The 4,043-nt window shown below is 70.0% G+C and carries 4 protein-coding genes and 1 pseudogene; 3 read left to right on the top strand and 2 right to left on the bottom strand.

Annotated features, from left to right (window positions below):
* The 3 genes from VGT80_RS11295 to VGT80_RS11285 all read left to right on the top strand — a co-directional run.
* Positions 1-1,387, top strand: a 1,387-nt coding sequence (locus VGT80_RS11295) for a biotin/lipoyl-containing protein (protein ID WP_327455830.1), incomplete at its 5' end; no start/stop codon positions are given.
* A gap of 43 nt (positions 1,388-1,430) precedes the next feature.
* Positions 1,431-1,826 carry a DUF805 domain-containing protein gene (locus VGT80_RS11290; protein ID WP_327455828.1) on the top strand — a complete coding sequence of 132 codons (396 nt, stop codon included), beginning with the start codon at positions 1,431-1,433 and terminating at the stop codon, positions 1,824-1,826.
* Between the two features lie 19 nt (positions 1,827-1,845).
* Positions 1,846-3,117: a dicarboxylate/amino acid:cation symporter gene (locus VGT80_RS11285; protein ID WP_327455826.1), complete on the top strand. Its 1,272-nt coding sequence runs from the start codon at positions 1,846-1,848 to the stop codon at positions 3,115-3,117.
* Here VGT80_RS11285 and VGT80_RS11280 read toward each other — a convergent pair.
* Together VGT80_RS11280 and VGT80_RS11275 are read right to left on the bottom strand one after the other, a co-directional pair.
* Positions 3,104-3,835, bottom strand: coding sequence for a TonB family protein (locus tag VGT80_RS11280; RefSeq protein ID WP_327455824.1), 732 nt, complete (start codon positions 3,833-3,835; stop codon positions 3,104-3,106). The genes VGT80_RS11285 and VGT80_RS11280 overlap by 14 nt on opposite strands.
* Positions 3,836-3,871: 36 nt before the next feature.
* Positions 3,872-4,043 (bottom strand): annotated as a pseudogene (locus VGT80_RS11275) (lipoate-protein ligase B); the annotation flags it as partial.

The following is a 4,043-nucleotide window of genomic DNA, read 5'->3' as shown; positions in this document are numbered from 1 at the left end:
CGAGAAGTTCATCGAGAGCCCGCGCCACATCGAGATCCAGGTGCTGGGCGACAAGCACGGCCACGTGGTCCACCTGTTCGAGCGCGAATGCTCGATCCAGCGGCGCAACCAGAAGGTCATCGAGGAGGCGCCGAGCCCGCTTCTCGACGCAAAGACCCGCGCCGCCATGGGCGCCCAGGCCGTGGCCCTCGCCCAGGCCGTCCAGTACGACAGCGCCGGCACCGTCGAGTTCGTGGCCGGCCAGGACAAGAGTTTCTTCTTCCTGGAGATGAACACCCGGCTGCAGGTGGAGCATCCGGTCACCGAACTGATCACCGGCCTCGACCTGGTCGAGCAGATGATCCGGGTCGCGGCGGGCCAGGCGCTGGCCTTCGCGCAGAAGGACCTGAAGATCGACGGCTGGGCCATCGAGAGCCGCATCTACGCCGAGGACCCCTACCGCGGCTTCCTGCCCTCGATCGGGCGGCTGTCGCGCTACGACCCGCCGGCGGAGGGCGAGGTCGGCAAGGCCATCGTGCGCAACGACGCCGGCGTCCGCGAGGGCGACGAGATCTCGATGTTCTACGACCCGATGATCTCCAAGCTCTCCACCTGGGCCAAGACCCGGGTGGCCGCCATCGACGCCATGGGCCGGGCGCTGGAGGACTTCCACATCGAGGGCCTGGGCCACAACATCCCGTTCCTGGCCGCGGTGATGGACCAGGACCGGTTTCGCTCCGGCAAGCTCTCCACCAACTACATCAAGGACGAGTTCCCGGACGGCTTCCACGGGACCGAGCCGACACCGTTCCAGCGCGATCTGATGGCCGCGGTGGGCTGCGCCATGCACCGGGTGCTGGCCCAGCGGGCCGCGCCGCAACTCGTCCGCAACGACTGGGTCGTCATCGAGAACGGCCAGCGTCGGCTGGTCCGCGTGACCAATGGCGGCGGCGCCTTCACCGTCGAGTTCCTGGAGAACGGACGCCGCACCCTGAAGCTGACCGATATCGACTGGCGTCCCGGCAAGCCCACCTTCAAGGGCGTGCTGGACGGCGTGGCCTTCACCGCCCGCGTGCAGCCCGCCCCGGAAGGCTTCGTGATCCGCCACCGCGCCGCCCAGGCCCGGGTCATCGTGCTGACGCCGCGCTCGGCCGAGCTGCACGAGAAACTGCCGCCCAAACAGGCCGCCGACACCTCCAAGATGGTGCTCTCGCCGATGCCGGGGCTGGTGGTCACCCTCGACGTCACGGTCGGCCAGGAGGTGCGCACCGGCGAGGCGGTGGCGGTGATCGAGGCCATGAAGATGCAGAACATCATCCGCGCCGAGCGCGATGGCGTGGTCAAGGCGGTGGGCGTCAAGGCCGGCGACAGCGTCGCGGCCGACGAGGTGATCGTCGAGTTCGCCTGATCCCGATCCGTCTCTATAGTGCCGCTTCGAGTTGGGGAGCCTGATGGACTGGAGCGAGCTGTTCTTCTCCGCGGCCGGCCGCGCGCCGCGGGCGCCCTCGCTGGCCGCCGCGGCCCTGCTGCTGGCCATCGCCGTGCTTTACGAGGCCATCGTGGGCGCGACCCTGCACTGGCTGACCGGCTGGTTCGTCTATCCCGGCCTGTTCTTCTGCGGCTGCTGCGTGCTCTCCAAGCGCCTGCACGACCGCGGCCGCTCCGGCTGGTGGTCGGCGCTGATCCTGTTCGCGGTGGTCGCGGTCTGGCCCAGGCCCGACAACTTCTTCGACTTCATCTTCGCCCTGGTGTTGATCTGGGCCGGCGTCGAGCTGGGCGCCATGTCGGGCGAGGCGGGCACGAACCGCTACGGGCCCAATCCGTTGCGGCCGGTGGCGGCGATCTGACTTACGACGGCCGGGCCCCATGAAGATCAACACCCTCACCACCCGCATCCTGGCCGGCCTGATCGCGGGCCTGGCGCTCGGCGCCAGCCTGCCTGGCCTGCACCTCGCGGCCCAGGGCCAGATCGTGGCGGTCGCCGACGCGGTCGGCGGGGTCTGGCTGGACGGCCTGCGGATGACCATCGTGCCGCTGGTCTTCGCACTTCTGGTGGTCGGCGTCGGCCAGCTGGCCGGCACGGTGCGGGCGGGCGGCTTCGCCGGCCGCGTGCTGCTGACCTTCGGCGTCCTGCTGCTGGTGTCTACGGTCGTGTCGGTGCTCGCCACGCTCGCCCTGTTGCAGGTGTGGCCGGCGCCGGCGGCCGCCGCCCAGGCGCTGCGCACCGCGGCCTATGGCGCGGCCAAGGCGATCCCGGCCTCGCCGCCGTTCACCGAATGGCTGCGCTCCTTCGTGCCGGCCAACGCCGTCAAGGCCGCCGCCGACGGCAACATGGCGGCCCTGGTCACCTTCGCCCTGATCTTCGGCATCGCCGCCACGGGGCTCGACGAGGCGCGGCGCAGCGTGCTGTTCCGCTTCTTCGACGCGGTCCAGGCGACCATGATGCGGATCGTCGGCTGGGTGCTGTGGCTCGGCCCGCTCGGGGTCTTCTTCCTGGCCTTCGTGGTGGGCGCGAAGACCGGCTTCGGCGCGGTGGGCGTGCTCGGCCACTACATCGTCATCGTCTCGATCATGTGCCTGCTGGCCGGCGTGCTCGGCCTGCTGATGGCGCTGATTGGCGGCCGCGTGCCGGCGGGGCGCCTGGCGCGGGCCCTGATCCCGGTCACCGCCATGGCCATCTCCACGCAGTCGTCGCTCGCCTCCCTGCCGGTGATGCTGGAGGCGAGCGAGGAGCTCGGCTTGCCCGAGCGGGTGCGCGGCCTGGTCCTGCCCATGGCCGTGGCCCTGTTCCGCATCACCAGCCCGGCCGGCAACATCGCCGTCGCCCTCTACATCGCTCACGTCTACGGCGTGGCGCTGGACCCCGGCCACATCGCCGCCGGCGTCCTGGTGGCGGCCATCGTCAGCCTGGCGGCGGTGGGGGTGGCGAGTTCCGTGACCTTCTTCACCACCCTGGTGCCGATCTCCATGGCCATGGGCCTGCCGCTCGACCTGCTGCCGCTGCTGATCGCCGTGGAGACCTTCCCGGACTTCTCGCGCACCGTGGGCAACGTCTTCGGCGACGTCGGCGTCACCGCCTGGGCGGCGCGCTGGACGCGGGGCGGGGCGGACGCGTCCGTCGAGCCTAGTGCGGTATGAACGGAAGCCGGAATAGGAAGGGGACACGCACCTCCCCGCCAGCGAGCTTGACAGCGGTCCCATCGGCCATGGTTGCCCGTAGCTTGAACTTGCCCATCAGCGACAGGGCGGCGGCTCCAAAGCCGAAATTTGACGGCTCCTCGACGTTGGTGCGGCAGTGTTCGAGCAAGCCGTCCGCCGTCACCTTGCAGCCGATCAGCGCGAAGCCCTCGACGAATTCCCGCTGGGCCAGCCACGGATAGACGGCGGACAGCTCGGCGGCGCCTGGTTTCTGCTCCCACCGCCCTTGCGAGATCGTCTCGGCAGAGGGCCCGTGATCGCCGAGGGTGAAATTGTAGTTCACGACGGCGACACCGTGGGTGGCGACCTTGTGGTCCTTGGTCGGGACCGGCTGACGGATGAGCGAGCTCGTGCGCAGGGCGACGTCGCCGAATCCCCAGTCCGCCGGGTCTTCCTCCACCACGGTGCAGTCCGAAACCCGCCCCTCCGGCCGGATCTGGCAATGCAGCATCACCCTGCCCTCGATCCCGGCCGTCCTCGCCTTTTCAGGATAGAGCGCCGCGACGGTGCCGGGCTTGGGCGCGGCGTCGCGGCGGGCATTGATGAAGATCGGACGGAAGCCGGCGACGATCGTCGGCGGTTCGGCGGCCGCGGCCGTCGCGAGGGCGCAGAGCCCGGCCGCACACAGGACCAAGCATATGGTGGCGCGAGGTTTCACAGTACGGCTAACGCCCAAGGGCGCTGTTGGGTCACCTCAGACCGGCGGAACTACCACCTCAACCTCCCCGAACACCTCGCGGAAGCTCGCCATCAGCGCCGCATCGGCCTCGTCCATGGTCACCGGCAGGCCGAGGTCGACCAGACTGGTGACGCCGTGCCCGGTCTGGCCGCAGGGGACGATGCCGGAGAAATGCCCCAGGTCCGGC

The sequence above is a fragment of the Phenylobacterium sp. genome, from assembly GCF_035944335.1.
Classification (GTDB): domain Bacteria; phylum Pseudomonadota; class Alphaproteobacteria; order Caulobacterales; family Caulobacteraceae; genus Phenylobacterium.
Note: the sequence above shows the minus strand (reverse complement) of the source record. Positions and strands in the feature narration are given on the sequence as shown.